The 16,431-nt window shown below is 63.8% G+C and carries 11 protein-coding genes; 7 read left to right on the top strand and 4 right to left on the bottom strand.

What is annotated here, in order from left to right; genetic code table 11:
• Window positions 1-93 precede the first annotated feature (93 nt).
• From GRI38_RS07265 to GRI38_RS07245, 5 genes are all read left to right on the top strand, one after another.
• Window positions 94-285, top strand: coding sequence for a hypothetical protein (locus GRI38_RS07265; RefSeq protein ID WP_160682187.1), 192 nt, complete (start codon window positions 94-96; stop codon window positions 283-285).
• Window positions 286-393: 108 nt separating this feature from the next.
• The gene (locus tag GRI38_RS07260; protein WP_160682186.1) at window positions 394-1,293 is read left to right on the top strand and encodes a dienelactone hydrolase family protein; all 900 of its coding nucleotides are present in this window, start codon (window positions 394-396) and stop codon (window positions 1,291-1,293) included.
• A gap of 73 nt (window positions 1,294-1,366) precedes the next feature.
• Window positions 1,367-1,981 carry a (2Fe-2S)-binding protein gene (locus GRI38_RS07255; RefSeq protein ID WP_160682185.1) on the top strand — a complete coding sequence of 205 codons (615 nt, stop codon included), beginning with the start codon at window positions 1,367-1,369 and terminating at the stop codon, window positions 1,979-1,981.
• 2 nt (window positions 1,982-1,983) lie between these two features.
• Window positions 1,984-2,976 carry an FAD binding domain-containing protein gene (locus GRI38_RS07250; protein WP_160682184.1) on the top strand — a complete coding sequence of 331 codons (993 nt, stop codon included), beginning with the start codon at window positions 1,984-1,986 and terminating at the stop codon, window positions 2,974-2,976.
• A 4-nt stretch (window positions 2,977-2,980) separates the two neighbouring features.
• Window positions 2,981-5,197 (top strand): xanthine dehydrogenase family protein molybdopterin-binding subunit, encoded by a 2,217-nt coding sequence (locus GRI38_RS07245; RefSeq protein WP_160682183.1) that lies wholly within the window; start codon window positions 2,981-2,983, stop codon window positions 5,195-5,197.
• An 11-nt stretch (window positions 5,198-5,208) separates the two neighbouring features.
• On the opposite strand, the gene GRI38_RS07240 is transcribed toward GRI38_RS07245, so the two are convergent.
• Entirely contained in the window at window positions 5,209-7,398 is a 2,190-nt protein-coding gene (locus tag GRI38_RS07240) for a fused MFS/spermidine synthase (RefSeq protein ID WP_337191252.1), read from the bottom strand.
• Between the two features lie 202 nt (window positions 7,399-7,600).
• Here GRI38_RS07240 and GRI38_RS07235 point away from each other — a divergent pair, with 202 nt between their 5' ends.
• Window positions 7,601-9,403: a copper resistance system multicopper oxidase gene (locus GRI38_RS07235; protein WP_160682182.1), complete on the top strand. Its 1,803-nt coding sequence runs from the start codon at window positions 7,601-7,603 to the stop codon at window positions 9,401-9,403.
• A complete protein-coding gene (locus tag GRI38_RS07230; RefSeq protein ID WP_160682181.1) occupies window positions 9,400-10,680 on the top strand; it encodes a copper resistance protein B in 1,281 nt (426 codons plus the stop codon). Before GRI38_RS07235 ends, GRI38_RS07230 begins: the two co-directional genes overlap by 4 nt.
• On the opposite strand, the gene GRI38_RS07225 is transcribed toward GRI38_RS07230, so the two are convergent.
• From GRI38_RS07225 to GRI38_RS07215, 3 genes are read right to left on the bottom strand one after another with little or no spacing between them, the layout of a single operon-like run.
• A complete protein-coding gene (locus GRI38_RS07225) occupies window positions 10,663-12,093 on the bottom strand; it encodes an efflux transporter outer membrane subunit (protein WP_160682180.1) in 1,431 nt (476 codons plus the stop codon). The two genes, GRI38_RS07230 and GRI38_RS07225, sit on opposite strands and share 18 nt — an antisense overlap.
• Entirely contained in the window at window positions 12,090-15,191 is a 3,102-nt protein-coding gene (locus GRI38_RS07220) for an efflux RND transporter permease subunit (RefSeq protein WP_160682179.1), read from the bottom strand. Before GRI38_RS07220 ends, GRI38_RS07225 begins: the two co-directional genes overlap by 4 nt.
• Window positions 15,184-16,314 carry an efflux RND transporter periplasmic adaptor subunit gene (locus GRI38_RS07215; RefSeq protein WP_160682178.1) on the bottom strand — a complete coding sequence of 377 codons (1,131 nt, stop codon included), beginning with the start codon at window positions 16,312-16,314 and terminating at the stop codon, window positions 15,184-15,186. Before GRI38_RS07215 ends, GRI38_RS07220 begins: the two co-directional genes overlap by 8 nt.
• Window positions 16,315-16,431 lie beyond the last annotated feature (117 nt).

Below are 16,431 nucleotides of genomic sequence, written 5' to 3'. Positions count from 1 at the left end.
CCGCTTGTAAGATTTTTACCGGTCGGGCTGGAATTTTCCGGCCGAGGCGATAGTTTGCCGCAACCATCTTAATGTTGCGAAGGGGGTTAAATCATGGAGTCGAACGAACGCCTGTTACGGCATGAGTTGAAGAACGCGCAGCAGGAAACCACGGCACTGAAGGGGCTGGTCAAACGAGCCGCCGACAAGCTGGATCAGGTCGTCGAGGAAGACTGCTCGGACGCTTCCGTCATCGATGCTCACCGGACGGCGGAAAGGCTGCGGCGGGCAGTCGATCAGCCGTAATCGTCCTTTTGATAAGGAATTGTCTCTCCATTCTTGAAACGATCGTCGAGACCTTGCCAGTGCCGACGGCGCGCGCGATAACACGCCAAGCCAAACGGAGAGACAGGCATGTGCGAAGAAGGCGAATTCCAACCGAACCTTGTTGACCAGGCAACCGGATGGAGCCGGCGGCAATTCAGCGCGTTAGGCGGGGCGGCTGCGCTCGCTGCCTGCACGAACGGGATGGGAGATGCCGCAAGCGCCGATACGACCGGCGACGAACTGATCGAAAACACGGTTACTTTTCAGACCGCCGACGGGACGCTCGATGGCTTCTTCGTTCGCCCGGCATCGGGCGAGCATCCGGGCGTCATCTTTTGGCCCGATATTGCCGGTCTTCGCGAGGCCAAACGCATGATGGCGCGCCGCCTTGCAGGGCAGGGTTATGCCGTTTTGGTGGTCAATCCCTACTACCGCGACGTCTCTGGCGAACAGTTTGCCGACTTCGCTGCGTTCCGCGAAAGCGGAGGCTTCCAGAAGGTCGGACCGTGGCGTGAGAAACTCACTGCCGAGGCGATCATGCGCGATGCCAGCGCCATCGTGCCTTGGCTCGATGCGCAGCAGGGTGTGGACGAAACGCAGGGGATCGGGACGCAAGGATATTGCATGGGTGGACCGTTCACGGTGTGGACTGCCGCCGCCGTTCCCTCGCGGGTCGAAGCCGCAGCAAGTTTTCATGGCGGGGGTCTCGTCGTCGAAGGCGATCCGATGAGCCCGCATAATCTGCTCGATCGCACGCCCGATACCGACTACCTTTTCGCAATCGCGCAAAATGACGACGAAAAGGACCCGAACGCCAAGACCCTGTTGCGTGAGGCCGCCGACGAGGCAGGAGTGGACGCCGAGGTCGAGGTTTACGGGGCGGACCACGGCTGGACCGTTCCCGACAGCCCCGCTTACGAGCGCGTCGCTGCTGAGCGCGCGTGGTCCGCTTTGACGAGGCTCTATGACAGCGCGCTCCGAGACTGACGCGAAGGTCAGGTTGCAAGCCGTGTAAACATCAATAAGGGTACTGCTCGTTCAGCCTGATTAGGAGCGCGAAATGTCAGAGACCCCCGATAGAATGGATTTCGTCAGTCGGCGCGGTCTGATGAAAGGAGGGGTCGCCGGGGCTGCGATCCTTCCGGCAAGCGCTCGCGCACAGACGGCAAGCTCGTCCGAAGATGCGGACGGCACGGTTCCGCTCCAGCGCATGAACGTCACGCTCGACGTCAACGGGCAGGCGCGGCAACTGACCATCGACACGCGTTCGACGCTGCTCGACGTCTTGCGCCATGACCTCGACCTGACCGGTTCGAAGAAAGGCTGCGACCACGGACAGTGCGGGGCCTGCACGGTTCATATCGATGGAGAACGGCGCCTGTCTTGCCTGACCTTGGCAGCACAAGCCGAAGGCCATGAGATCGTCACGATCGAGGGGCTGGGAAGCGAAAACGCCCTTCACCCGATGCAGCAGGCTTTCGTCGACAACGACGCGTTTCAATGCGGTTACTGCACACCGGGGCAAATCATGTCGGCCGTCGCCTGCATCAGGGAAGGGCATGCCGGAAGCGATGCCGAAATCCGGGAGTACATGTCCGGCAATCTTTGCCGCTGCGCCGCTTATCCGAACATCGTCGCTGCCGTGAAGCAGGCGAAATCCGGCATGGAGGGCTGACCATGAGACCGTTTCGCTACGAACGCCCTGCAACCGCCGCCCGTGCCGTTGCCGCCGCCGGAGGGGAAGCGCATTTTCTCGCAGGCGGCACGACGATGGTCGACCTGATGAAGCTAGACGTCATGCGGCCCGAACGACTGCTCGACATCACCCAACTGGAAGACGGGCGATACGATTTCATCGATTGGGATGGCAAAAGCCTACGGATCGGAGCGCTTACCGCCATGGCAACGCTCGCAGATGACGACGAGGTTCGTCGGCGCGTGCCGATGCTGTCCGATGCTCTCTGGCTGGCCGCAAGCCCTCAGATACGCAAGGCGGCGAGGATCGGAGGGAATGTTCTTCAGCGGACGCGCTGCGCCTATTTCCGCGATACGAGCTATGCGCAATGCAACAAGCGCGAACCGGGTTCGGGCTGTGCGGCGCTCGACGGCGGGGTCACGCGGGGGCATGCCGTCCTTGGGACATCCTCGGCTTGCATCGCGACCTATCCGGGAGATTTCGCGCAGAGCCTCATCGCGCTCGACGCGGTCGTTGAAATCCTTGGCAAGGATGGACCTCGGGCGGTCCGATTTGCCGAACTGCATCGTCAACCGCACTCGCGGCCCGATATCGAGACGACGCTCGAAGAGGGCGACCTCATCGTTGCGTTCTCCATTCCCGACGCCGACTTCCCGCGCTCGCGCTATCTGAAAGTGCGCGACCGCGAATCCTATGCCTATGCCCTCGCATCGACCGCCGGTGCCCTGCGCATGGACGGCGACGTTGTTGCCGACATCCGCATCGCTCTCGGAGGAGTAGCGACAGTTCCTTGGCGGGCCCGAGAGGCCGAAGAGATGCTGAAGGGTTCGTCGATCAGCGAAGACGGCCTCGAACGCGCCGCAGAGGCGGCTTTCGCCGGAGCATCGACGACCGAGGACAATGCCTACAAGGTCGATCTCGGGAAGCGCACGATGGTTCGCACGTTCCTCGAACTCGCTCGGATGGAAGGCTAGAGATATGGCACAAAATTACGATCCGGCCCCCGAAGCGAAGTCCAATATGGGGCAACCGATTCCGCGCTACGAGGCGGTTCAAAAGGTAACCGGCGCGAAGATCTACGCCGACGACCTTCCGGTACCTGGTCGTGCAGCCTATGGGTGGATGGTCACGAGCGCGATAGCGAAGGGTCGCATCACCAGCATCGACTATACTGCCGCGAAAAGCGTGCCGGGCGTGCAGCTCATCTTGACGCACGAAAACCGACCGTCGCTTGCCGACATCAAGACCTTTGCGGGCGGTGGTCTCGGCATCACGGACGTCCAGCCATTGTCCGGACCGGAAGTCCATCATGACGGACAACCGGTTGCCCTGATCGTTGCCGATACGTTCGAGGCCGCGCGAGAAGCATCCTTCAAGCTCGCGATTTCCTATGCTGAAAGCAGTCCGACCGCGACGTTCGGGGACGAGGGAACGGTCGAGAAGAACCTGTCCGAAGTCAATCCACGCTACGAACCGATCCGCTTCAACGATGCCGATGCCGCGATCACCAATTCGGCTCATTCGATCGACGTCGAATATTATACGCCGACGCAGCATCACAATGCGATCGAGCTGTTCTCGACAACGGCTTACTGGGACGGCCCGCGCCTCGTCCTGCATGAGCCGAGCCAGTATGTCTGGGGTCTGCGCAACGCATCCGCAAGCATGATGGAAGTCGATGCCGAGAATGTCCGGGTGAAGTCGCCCTTCGTCGGCGGCGCTTTCGGCTCGAAAGCGGCATTGACCCATCGCACGGCGCTCGCCGCGATGGCCGCGAAGCAACTCGGTCGGCCGGTCAAGCTCGTCGCGATGCGTGACCAGGGGTTCACCCATTCGGGGCACCGGCAGGAAACGCGCCAGCGTGTCCGGCTGGGTTGCGATGCGAACGGCAAGCTTACCGGCTACGATCATCGCCAGTGGGAATTTACGGCCCGCACGACCCCATATTCGAACGGCGGGCTCGAAAAGACGGTCGCAATGTACGATTTCAAAGCCGCACGGACCGACAATTACGTCGTGCAGGGGGACCGTAACGTCCCGACCTTCATGCGCTCTCCCGCAGAGGTACCGACGGTCTATGCGCTGGAAGCGGCGATGAACGAACTGGCGGCGAAAGCTGGCATTGACCCCGTCGAATTCCGCAAGATGAACGATACGCGGGTCAATCCCGTCAATGGCGTTCCATATACCAGTCGCAGCCTCAACGAGTGTCTGGATGCTGCCGCCGAACGGTTCGGCTGGACGGGACGCAACCCGGAAGCGCGCAGTATGCGCGACGGGGACTGGCTGATCGGCTGGGGCTGCTCGATAGCGATGTATCCGACGCAGATGATGCCTTCGACGGCTCGTCTGACCGTACGACGCAACGGTACGGCGTTCATCGAAGTGGCCGCCCATGATGTGGGAACGGGCTGCTACACGATTGCCGCGCAGGCGGCGGGCGAGCGGCTCGGCATCGACCCGCGCCGGATCGACGTGCGCATGGGTGACAGCCGTCTGCCTCCCGGACCGATCTCAGGTGGCTCGATCTCTACGGCCAGCGTAACAAGCGCGATCGCGAAAGCGTGCGATCTGGTGGACGAGCGGCTCGGTGTGGCAAAGGATGCCTCTGCTGAGGAGCGCAGCGCCGCCTTGTCCGGAATGGCAATGCCCGAACTCGAGGTCGTGGGCAGCTGGGTGCCTGCCGGGATGGACGAAAGTGCCATCGAATCCCTCTACAAGGGCGGGGTGCGCATCAGCGGCGGCGCGGGCGAAGAACGCACGATGTTCGCCTTCGGCGCGGAAATGGTAGAGGTTCGTGTTAACGAGCGCACCCGCGAAGTGCGCGTCCCACGCATTGTCGGTGCTTTTGCGGCAGGACGAATCATGAACCCGCGCACGGCGCATAGCCAATATCTGGGCGGCCTCATCTGGGGCATCGGTTCGGCGCTGCACGAGGCGACGGAGATCGATCACAAGCGCGCACGCTACGTCAACGACAACATCGCCGAATATCTCATACCGGTGAATGCGGATATCGAACAGGTCGACATCATCATGGTGCCGGAGGTCGACGAGGAAGTGAATATTCTCGGCGTGAAGGGGATCGGCGAACTTGCGAATGTCGGCACGCCCGCGGCGATCACCGATGCGATCTGGCATGCCACGGGCATCCGCATAAGGGACTTGCCCGTCCGGATCGAGAAGCTGCTCTAGCGCGCTTCGTTTCAGAAGCGAAAAAGCGACAAAAGCGACGCGTTGTCGTCGGTTATCGGCGGCGCGTTCGGTTCTGCTAGTTCGGTCCACTCCTCTTCGGAGTTCGCCGATAGGCGCGTCAGTCGTTCTTCATCGGCAGCGAGCACGATCCAGTCGGATGCGGTCAGTCCGGCGTCGCCTTCGGGTTCGTCCGAGCGCAATCTTGCGCTCCAGCCCATCGCCCCGGCAATTGCGGAGATCGTCGGCTCCAGGTCGATGAAGCGGTTGGATATATGCACGAGCAACAACCCGTCAGGTTCGAGGACGCGTCGATAGCCGGCAAACGCTTCGCGCGTGAGCAAATGAAGCGGAATGGCGTCGGAACTGAAGGCGTCGACCACGAGAACGTCGAATGTGTCATCCGGTTCTTCGCCGAGGCGGATGCGGGCGTCACCGATCACGATGCGACTGTTCGGGGCGCAATCCTCAACGAAGGTGAACACGCCCTCGCGTGAGTAGCGCGCAATTTCCGGATCGATCTCGTAGAACGTCCATTCCTGTCCGGGCTTGCGATAGCAGGCGAGCGTACCGACGCCGAGGCCCACCACTCCGACTCGCGCATCGCTGCCCGCTGCCTCGAGCGCGAGGCCAACCCCGGCGCTGCGTCCGTAGTAGGCGGTCGGCTCGTATTCGCGCCCCTCGACCAGCCATTGTTCGCCATGCATCGTGGTGCCATGGGTCAGCTGCCGCAGGCGGCCGCCCTCCGTTCGCTCGACCGAGTAAACGCCGAAATAGCTGCGTGAGCGGTTTCCTTCGAAGCTCGCCTGAAGGGTCAGGAACCCGCCCAGACCCAGCATGAGCATCGCTAGCGTCGCCGTATAGGCCGCGCGCCGTCCGATGAGGAACAGGCCGACGACCATGATCGCCATTGCCATCCAGAAGATGTCGGCGATGCGCCCTGCCGCTACTGCGCGACCGAGAAACCATGCGAGGACGGCCACTGTCGTAAGGGCGACGAGGATCAGCGCGCTCGATTGCCACCGCTGCAATCGTATGCGCGAAAGAAAGGGAAGAAGCGGGCGATGCGCGCAAAGCGCTCCTGCCATCAAAAGAAGCAGGGCGTGCTCGTACACCCAGTCGAACAGGACAGGCGCGATAAGGGCGACGAAGATACCGCCGCTCGCTCCGCCCACTGCCACCATCAGGTAGAAGAACGTCAGGCGGCGCGGAGCCGGGCGAAGGGCGTAGAGCCTGGCGTGAAGTGCGACGGACAGGACGAAAAGGAGCGCCACCATGGCGAGCGCGATGGCCGGGTTCGACTGCCCTCCCGAGATCATCGCAAGACCTCCGACAAGCAGCAGCAGGATGGGCGCGTAGATGCTCAGGATGCGATGCCAGTGTCCGGAGTCGGTGAAGGCAATGGAAAAGCTCAGCAAATACAGCGACAAAGGAATGACCCATAGCAGCGGCATCGCCATAAGGTCGGTCGTCAGCAGCGTCGTGGTCGAAAGGGTCAGCCCCGACGGGACGGCAGCGAGCGTGATCCACAGGGCGATGCGCCGCTTCGCGAGGCGGGGTGCGCGGACAGCTACTTGCGGCGCTTCGATCGCGTCGGGAAGGCGCCAGCGCAGGACTGCGATCGCTCCGACAAGACAACCGACGAGCGCGAAACCGATCGCCCACAGCACGCCTTGGGTCGCGAGGTTCAGGCGCGGTTCGATGAGGAAGGGATAGGCGATAAGCCCCGCAAAACTGCCGATATTCGAGATTGCATAGAGCCGGTAGGGATCGCCCGCCGCCTCGATACCGCCATACCAGCGCTGGATGAGGGAGGATTGCGCGGACAGCAAAAAGAACACGGGTCCGATGGTCGCCGTGATGAGCGCGGGCACCCACAAGATCTGCCATCCCGGCGCCGGTTCGGGCAGCTCGGCAAGCGCGATCGGCAGGGTGAATGCGGACAGCAGCAGCAACGCAAGATGTACGGAAAACTGCCGTTTTACAGGCATTCTCGCAAGCAGATGCGCGTAGAGATAACCCGCCAGGAGCAGGATCTGAAAGACCACCATCGCGCTGTTCCAGACCGCCGGAGCACCGCCCAAAAGCGGCAAGGCGAGCCGCGCAACGAAGGGCTGGATGACGAACAGGAGGAAGCTGCCGCCGAAGATGGCAGCAGCGAAAAGGAGGCGCAGATACAGCGGAGGTTGGCGGAAAACGGGCACTTGCAGGCTCTTTCAGCGCAGTTTTCGGCACTTTGCAATGAATAGTGCACACTGATGCCAAGAAGGGGTCTAAGCGCACCGAGCATTCATTTTCGGTCGGCTAGAAAAGGGCGAAGCGCATGCGTCGCAACCGCCCCCTGTCACGGTTGAAGACATGCATTCGAGCCCTTAAATTTAACCCGAACGAGGAGTTTTCTTGCACATGTTTCGACCCGACCTGTCCCGACGGACCCTGCTGAAGGGCGCGATGCTTTCGGGCGGCGTCCTGGCCGTTCCCGCATGGGCGCGCGGCCAGTCGATCGGCATGGGCGACGTGCGCCGCGGCTTCGACGAAGCGAGCGGCCCGGCTATCGACCTCCATGTCGCGGAAGGGATGCATACCGTCGGAAAGCGGCGCGGCCATGCGATCGCGGTTAATGGCAGCGTGCCCGGCCCCCTCCTGCGGCTGAAGGAGGGCACGAGCGTCCGCCTTGCCGTTCACAACGGGCTCGACGTCGATACCTCCGTCCACTGGCACGGTCTGCTCCTGCCGTTCCAGCTCGACGGCGTGCCGGGCGTGAGCTTCCCCGGTATCCCCGCCGGCGAAACTTTCGTTGCCGAGTTCCCGGTTCGTCAGTCCGGGACCTATTGGTGGCACAGCCATTCCGATTTGCAGGAACAGTCCGGCCATTACGGCCCGATCGTCGTCGATCCCGCCGGCCCCGACCCGGTTGCGGCAGACCGCGACTACGTCCTTCTCCTGAGCGAGTTCACCCCGATGCACCCGCACGACGTGATGCGGAAACTGAAGACGGGTGAGGAGTATTTCAACTACAAGAAGACGAGCTGGACGGACGACTATCCCATGTCGGGCGAACAGCGCCGGATGTGGGCGCGGATGCGGATGATGCCGACCGACATCCTCGACGTGACGGCGCCTGCCTATACCTATCTCGCCAATGGTCATGGCCCCGACGATGGCCTCGAATACGCGTTCCGCCCCGGCGAGCGCATTCGCCTGAGGATCATTAACGGCAGCGCGATGACGTTCTTCAACATCCGCATCCCGGGCCTCAAGCTGACGGTCGTTGCGGCGGACGGGCAGAATGTCCACCCGGTCGAGGTGGACGAGTTCCAGATCGGCACGGCGGAGACATACGACATCGTCATCGAACCGCAGACCGCCGAAGCATATTCCATCGTCGCGGAAAGCATGGGCCGGTCGGGCATGGCGCTCGCCACGTTGGCGAGCCGTCCGGGGGCACGCGCCGCCGTGCCGCCGCTGCGCGATGCGCCGCTACTGACGATGGCCGACATGGGCATGAACCACGATCTGCCGGGGATGGATCACGGCACCGGCTCTGGTTCGGCAATGGATCACGGTTCGATGGATCATTCCGCGATGGGACACGGGCCGGCGGCTTCGGACACCGGCGGCATGGGCGCGATGGATCATGGCGACATGAACATGCGCGACGTGTCGAAACTTCCGCCCGACGTGAAGGTCTCGCCGGGGCTCGACATGGTCTCGTCCAATCCGGCGGACCGGATGGGCGATCCGGGCGTAGGTCTCGACAATGTCGAGGGGCGGGTGCTGAACTATCGGGACCTTGTCGCGCTGGCGCGGAACGACGATCCGCGCACCCCGTCGCGGCAGATGGAAATTCACCTGACCGGCAACATGGAACGCTATATGTGGTCGTTCGACGGGACGAAGTTCTCCGCCGTCAGCGACGAGCCGATCCGCTTCGCCTATAACGAGCGGGTGCGGGTGAAGCTCGTCAACGACACGATGATGGCGCACCCCATCCACCTGCACGGCCATTTCTTCGAGCTGGTGAACGGCGCGCCCGAAGGTTTCCAGCCGCAAAAACACACGATGATCGTGCAGCCAGGGGGCAGTGCCACCTTCGATCTGACGGCGGACGAGCCGGGGGATTGGGCGTTCCACTGTCACCTGCTCTATCACATGCATTCGGGCATGTTCCAGATCGTCACGGTCGCCTCGCCGGAGGATGCGGCATGAGGCGCTCGGCAATCGCTGTTGCCGCTTCGCTGATCGTGCTCGCTGCGACGCCCGCGCTGGCTCAGCATGAGGGGCATGAGGGGCATGGGGGGGCTCACGCCGGAACGAGCACGGTTGAACAGCCCGAGGCGGACGAGCAGCAACCGATGGACCATTCGGCCCATGGAGCGATGGACCATTCGCAACATCAAGCGATGGATCATTCGCAGATGGACCACTCGCAGATGGACCACTCGCAGATGGACCACTCGCAGATGGACCATTCGCAGCATGCGCAGCCTGCTGACCGACCCGCGCACGACCATTCGCAGATGGATCATTCACAGCACGAAGCGATGGACCACTCGCAGCACGCGCAGCCTGCTAACCAACCCGCGCACGACCATTCGCAGATGGACCACTCGCAGCATCAAGCGATGGATCATTCGCAACACGGTCAGACCGCCGCCCAGCCGACGCATGACCACTCCCAGATGGACCATTCCCAAATGGACCATTCGCAGCACGCTCAGCCCTCTGCTCCGCAGGACATACCTTACGCCCCGCCGCCGCCATCGGCCGGAAGCGGACCCGCCCGCGCGGCCGAAGCGATCTGGGGCGTCGAGGCCATGCGGGAAAGCCGGGAAGAATTGCGCAAGAACCAGGGCGGGCAGTCCTACGGCGCGGTGCGCTTCGACCGCTTCGAATATCGCGCGCGCGAGGGCGAGGACGGTTATCTCTGGGATGCGGACGCCTGGTATGGCGGCGACATCGACAAGCTCTGGCTGAAATCCGAAGGCGAGGGCAGCTTCGGCGAGGATATCGAGCAGGCGGAGGTGCAGGCGCTCTACAGCCGCGCCATCGGACCGTGGTTCGACTTGCAGGCCGGCATCCGGCAGGACTTCGCCGGAGCCGAGCGGACCCATGCCGTTCTCGGCGTGCAGGGACTTGCGCCCTATCTCTTCGAAGTCGACGGGGCGTTGTTCCTGTCGACCGAAGGCGAACTGACTGCCAGCGCCGAGGCCGAACTCGATCAGCGCATCACGCAGCGGTTGATCCTGCAACCGCGCGCCGAGATCTCCCTGTCAGCGCAGGACATTCCTGAAGCAGGGATCGGGGCGGGCATCGACACAATCGAGGCGGGCATTCGCCTGCGCTACGAATTCGTCCGTGAATTCGCGCCCTATGTCGGCATCGAACAGGAATGGAAACTCGGCGACAGCGCCGATTATGCGCGCGCGGCGGGCGAAGATCCCAGCGTCACCAATTTCGTCGTCGGACTACGCTTCTGGTTCTGAGTTCTCGGGCGAGCGCGTCTCGCCCCGTTGCATGACCGGCACGACCCGCGCCGGATCGCGCTCGAACCCCTCCGATCCGACAGCGACGTGAAATGCGACGAAGGAACTGGCGAGCGCGGCTTCGCTGTCGATCAGCGACTGGCGGCTGGCGATGAGCTGGCGCTGCGCGTCGAGGACGTCGAACAGCGATGCCAGCCCCTCGCGATACAGCGCGTTCGACTGGCCGAGTGCCGTCTCGCTTTCCTCGATCGCTTCGCGCAGCGCCTCGTTGCGCTGACGATAGGCCTCGATCGAGACGAGCGCATTCTCCACCTCGCCCAGCGCATCGAGGAAGGTCGCGCGATATTCGGCGAGCCGCGCTTCGGCCTCGAACCGTGCGGCATTCACCTCCGCGCGCCGGCGTCCGCCGTCGAACAGCGGCAGGTCGAGTGCTGCGCCGAGACCGAGCAGGAAGTCGTTGAACAGCCCGCCCAGCGTGCCGTCGCCCGCTGCCAGCGTTCCTGGAATGGTGAGGGAGGGGCGCAAATCCGCGCGCTCGATGCCAATGGTGGCGGCTGCCTGCGCCAGCCTTGCTTCGGCGGCGAGAATGTCGGTCCGTCGCCGCAAAAGGTCGGCGGGAACGCCCGCAACCGGTCCGGCGGCGTAGTCGGGAATGCTCGCCGTCTCGCCGAAGGATGGCGGGACATAGGCTCCGGGTGGTTCTGCCAGCAGGGCGGCCAGCGCATTGGCGGAATTGGCGCGGGCAATGGCTATCAGACCCTGGCGCGCCCGCGTCTGGGCGAGATCGGCGGCAGCGCGGCGGACATCGAGATTGGCCGCCAGACCCGCCTCGAAGCGCAACTGCACGATGCGCAGCGTCTGGCGCTGAAGGTCGGTCGATTCCTCGAGCAGGGCAAGCTGCGCGCCGCTGCGCCGGTATTCGATATACTGATTGGCGATGGCTCCCGCGACGATCCGGCGTCGATCGGCTAGGATATAATCAGCCTCCGCGTAGTCGGCCACTGCGGCGCGGATTTCGGCGGCCAGCCGGCCATTGAGGTCCGGATTGAACAGGCCGAACAGCCCGGCGGCCAAGGTGATCTCGCTGTCGGAGCGCAAGTCCACACCCCCTTCCACCGTGCCATCGACGGACGGCAGGCGGTCTGCCCGCTCGGCCCTTAGCAGCGCGTCCGCCGCGCCGAGCCGGTCGCCAGCGGCGTCGATGTCGAGATTGGCGGCAAGTCCCTGCTCGATAAGCGCGTCCATCACCGGATCGTCGAACCCGCGCCACCATTCTCCTTCGAGCCCGGCGGGCGGCAGGTCAGTCGCATAGGCGAGGGGGCCGGACGTGTCGGGAACGAGGATATCGGGCTCGATGCTCGCGCAGCCCGCGACGCCGAGAGCGCCGGACAGGATCAGCATTTGGCGGATCATGCAGGAGCGACCGTCATGTCTTCGTCGACGTCGTCGATCTCCTCGCGCAGGCGCGACAGGTCGACACTGCGCGGATTGCCGAACCGGGCGACCGCGAGATAGATGACCGGGGTGAGGAACAGGGTGAAGACCCCGGCGATGCCCAGTCCGCCGAAGATGACCCAGCCGATCGATTGGCGCGCTTCCGAGCCTGCCCCGCTTGCAAGGATCAGCGGGACCGCACCGAGAACGGTGGAGATCAGCGTCATGGCGATGGGGCGGAGGCGGATGGCGGCGGCTTCCTCCACCGCTTCGCGCAGTTCGCGGCCCTGATGGCGCAGCTGGTCCGCGAATTCGACGATGAGGATGCCGTTCTTCGCCATCAGTCCGATCAGCATGACGAGGCCGATCTGCGAATAGATGTTGAGCGAGGTGCCCGAAAGGAATAGCGCGAAGATCGCGGCAGCCAGCGCGAAAGGCACGGTCAGCACGACGACGAGGGCGCTGGTCAAACTCTCGAACTGCGCGACGAGCACGAGGAGCACGATTACGAGCGCAAAGGCATAGGTCAGGAGCAAATCGTTCGAAGTCTCCTCGAGGCTTTCCGCTTCGCCCTGCAGCAGCATGTCGACGTCTTCCGCCACGGTCTCTTCCGCCAGCCGCTCGATCTCGTCGACCGCATCGCGCAGCGGCGTGCCGGCGGCGATGTTCGCCTCGACCTCGATCGCGCGGCGTTGTTCCGTCCGGTCGAGTTCGGCGGCGATCCCTTGTTCCTCGATCACTGTGACGGAAGATAGCGGGACGAGCGCACCGTCGCGGCCTCTCACGTTCAGATTGCGCAGGTCCGACGGATTGGTGACGGTTACGGCCTGCGCGGTCAGGAAGATCGGGACCGCCTGATCGCCGACATTGAGATCGATGAGATCGTCGCCGCCCACCATCGCGCGCAGGGTCTGCGCCAGGTCAGCGAGGTCCACCCCGAGATCGGCGGCGCGCTGCCGGTCGATCCTGATCGAGAGCTGCGGCTGCGTCGGCTGATAGGAAATGTCGGGATTGGACAGGATGTCCGAATTCGTGTCGATCGCCTCCGCGAGTGCCTGGGCGGACTGGTAGATCGTATCGTATTCCGCCCCCGTCAGGGCGACCTCGATCCCGTTGCCGCCCCCGCCGAAGCTCAGGGTTCCGCGGCCACGCGCGTTGATCCGCGAACCGGGTATCTCCTGAAGCGGCTCGTTCAGTTCGTCGACGATCTCCGTCTGGCTTTGCGAACGCTCGCTCCAGTCGGCAAGCTGCGCGGTCACGCGCACGCGGTTGGGATCGTAGCGACCGACGATCGAAAAGGTGCTCTCGATGACGCCGCTGTCGAGATAGGGCTGGAGGACGTATTCGATCTCGTCGAGTTCGCCGTCCATGAAATCGATGCCCACCCCGTCCGGGCCGGATGCGTCGACATTGATGACGCCGCGATCCTCGTCCGGAACGAGTTCGTTGTCGAGCTGCGAATAAAGAAGGCCGGCAGCACCCGCGAGCACGACCGAGACGATGCCGACGATGCGCGGGCGGTCGAGGCAGCGTTTGAGCAGGCTCTCGTAGCGGTTGTTGGCATATCCCCCCCAGCGCGACAGGCGGCCTTGCTCCTCGTCCTGGCTCGTCAGGTCGAACTTCGCGGCCAGGGCGGGGACGAGCGAGAGGGCGACGAAGGAGGAGATGATGACCGCGACGGCCAGCGTGAAGCCGAATTCGCGGAACAGGCGTCCGGCTTCGGAAGGCAGGAAGCTGATCGGCACGAATACCGAAATGAGGACGGCGGTGGTCGCGATGATGGCGAAGAACACCTGCCGCGTCCCGACGACCGCGGCGGCGCGCTGTCCCAGTCCCTTGTTCTGCAAGCGCTGGGCGTTTTCGAGGACCACGATCGCATCGTCGACGATGAGGCCCGTCGCCAGCACGAGGGCGAGGAGGGTGAGCAGGTTGATCGAGAAACCCATCAGCCAGATACCGGCGACGACGCCGACGAGTGCGACGGGGATCGTTGCGCTCGGCACCAATGTCGCGCGCCACGAGCGGAAGAAGACGAGCATCGTCGCGATCACGACAGCGATCGTAAAGCCCAGCGTTATCAGCACTTCGCGCACGGAAATGCGGATGAACTCCGCATCGTCGGACACGACCTCGATCCGCAATCCGTCGAACCGCTGGTTGATGCGCTCCACGCCGTCGCGGATCGAACTGGAAATCTCGATCGTGTTCGAACTTGCCTGCCGCACGACGCCGAGGCCGATGATCGGCTGCCCGTCCAGCCGCACGAAATTCGTCGCGTTCGCCGGTGCGAAGCCCGCTTCGGCCACGTCGCCGATGCGTGTCGTCCCGTCGATTACGACATCCTCGATACGCTGCGGATCGGTTGCGCTCGCCTCGGCACGCACGACCAGTTCCTGCGCGTCGGACCGGAACGAGCCCACCGGCACGTCGTAGGGCGCGCTTTCGAGCGCATCCGCCACATCGGTCAGCGTCAGTCCGAAGCGATTGAGCCGCGCCGGATCGACCGACACGCGCATCTGGCGTGGGCGCGTGCCGAACTCCTCGATGCTCGCGACGCCTTCCGCCGTCAGCAATTCGGGCACGATGTCGTTCTCGACGATCCGGGTAAGCTCCGCCTGATCGTAGCGGGTGGAGACGACGGCCAGCGTCATGATCGGCTGCGCGTCCTGATCGGCCTTGACCACGGTTACCTGTTCGACCCGTTCCGGCAATTCGCGCGTCACCCGGCTGACCGCTTCACGCACGTCCGATGCCGCCGTGTCGAGGTCGATGCCGGGATTGAACTCGACCCGGATGCGGGAATTGTTCTCCTCGCTCGAGGCGCTGATCTGCCGCACGCCAGAGACGCGGGCAACGGCATCTTCGAGGACGCTCGTCACTTCGGCATCCATCGTTTCGGGGGCTGCGCCGGGCAGGTTGGCCGTGACCGAGACGATCGGCCGGTCGACATTGGGCAATTCGCGAACTTCCACGCCGAGCAGGGCGGCAATCCCCGCTATGACGATCAGCAGGTTGATAACACCGATCGTCAGCGGTCGCTTGACCGCCAGCATGGGAAGATCGGTTTTGTTATTCATTCGCGTTCTGCGCGTCCGATGCTCTCGCTGCGGAAGCGGTCCCGGCGGGGGCCGGGGTCGCTGCGTTTCGCAGGCGGACATTCTGTTCTCCCGCGCCGCGCTGGCGAACGAGCCTGATGTCCTGCCCCTCGCGAACTTTTTGAACGCCTTCCACGATTACGCGGTCGTCGCGTTCCAACGCGCCGTCGACGAAGACGAGGCCTTCGCGGCGCGACGTGATCGTTACCGGGATCTGGCGAGCCTGTCCCCCGCGAACGACGAAGAGATGCGAACCCTCGCCGCCCCAGACGATGGCTTCCTCGGGCACGGCAGGGCGAACCTCGTCATTGCGGGTAAATTGTACGCGGAAGCTCATTCCCGGTCGCAACTGGTCGTCCCGGTTCGGAATGGCGGCGCGCGCGATGAAATCACGGCTGTCCTGAGAGATGCGGTTGTCGGTCGTCACGATCCGCGCATCGATCGTGCGCGACGGGTCCGAGAAGGGCGTGACCTGCACGACCTGCCCCGGCCTCAGGGCGTTGAACACCGCCTCCGGTGCGGGGAAGTCGACATAGAGCGTGCCGCGCTGGTCGATCTGCGTAATCGGCGTGGCGTCATTGACACGGTCGCCGGGATCGATCTCGGTCAGGCCCACATGGCCAGAAAAAGGAGCCCTGACGGTGCGGTCGGCGAGCGCCGTTTCGGCCTGCTGAAGGGCTACGCGCGCCGAGGCCAGCGCAGTCTCGCCTGCTTCGATCTGGCTTTCGGAGAGGGCGCCGGTATCCTCGATCCGGCGATAGCGGGAGAGGAGCTGGTCGGCTTCTCGCACGTCAACACGCGCCGCTTCCACGGCCAGCCGCTCCTGCCGCGCATCGAGCTGCACGAGCGGCTCTCCCTCCCGGACGAAGTCGCCTGCACTGAACAGGACGCGAGTGACGCGTCCCTCTGTCTCGGCAAAGATTTCGGCTGAGGTTGCGGCCCTGGCAGACCCGATCGCTTCGACCTGCGTCTGTTCGGGAAGAACGCGAATTTCCTGGGCGACGACGGGGACGGGGTCGCGTTCGGGTTCGGGTTCGCTGCTCGCGCAACCGCTGAAGATAAGGCAGCACGCGATGGCAGCGCTGCGAACGGACCAGATTGCCATGATAAACACCTATCGGATTAGCGGTAGGTGTAAAAGGCCTATATCGGCAGCTAACAAACTCTATTCGAACCGGTTGGAGCGCGCGAAAGAGCGCCCTAACAAAGAAACGCCGCCGAC

It is taken from the genome of Parapontixanthobacter aurantiacus (assembly GCF_009827635.1).
Taxonomy (GTDB): Bacteria; Pseudomonadota; Alphaproteobacteria; order Sphingomonadales; family Sphingomonadaceae; genus Parapontixanthobacter; species Parapontixanthobacter aurantiacus.
Note: the sequence above shows the minus strand (reverse complement) of the source record. Positions and strands in the feature narration are given on the sequence as shown.

Coding starts and splice junctions, on each gene's coding strand:
- GRI38_RS07265 (WP_160682187.1), top strand. CDS start 94: ATGGAGTCGAACGAACGCCTGTTACGGCATGAGTTGAAGAACGCGCAG.
- GRI38_RS07235 (WP_160682182.1), top strand. CDS start 7,601: ATGTTTCGACCCGACCTGTCCCGACGGACCCTGCTGAAGGGCGCGATG.
- GRI38_RS07245 (WP_160682183.1), top strand. CDS start 2,981: ATGGCACAAAATTACGATCCGGCCCCCGAAGCGAAGTCCAATATGGGG.
- GRI38_RS07225 (WP_160682180.1), bottom strand. CDS start 12,093: ATGATCCGCCAAATGCTGATCCTGTCCGGCGCTCTCGGCGTCGCGGGC.
- GRI38_RS07220 (WP_160682179.1), bottom strand. CDS start 15,191: ATGAATAACAAAACCGATCTTCCCATGCTGGCGGTCAAGCGACCGCTG.
- GRI38_RS07230 (WP_160682181.1), top strand. CDS start 9,400: ATGAGGCGCTCGGCAATCGCTGTTGCCGCTTCGCTGATCGTGCTCGCT.
- GRI38_RS07255 (WP_160682185.1), top strand. CDS start 1,367: ATGTCAGAGACCCCCGATAGAATGGATTTCGTCAGTCGGCGCGGTCTG.
- GRI38_RS07250 (WP_160682184.1), top strand. CDS start 1,984: ATGAGACCGTTTCGCTACGAACGCCCTGCAACCGCCGCCCGTGCCGTT.
- GRI38_RS07260 (WP_160682186.1), top strand. CDS start 394: ATGTGCGAAGAAGGCGAATTCCAACCGAACCTTGTTGACCAGGCAACC.
- GRI38_RS07215 (WP_160682178.1), bottom strand. CDS start 16,314: ATGGCAATCTGGTCCGTTCGCAGCGCTGCCATCGCGTGCTGCCTTATC.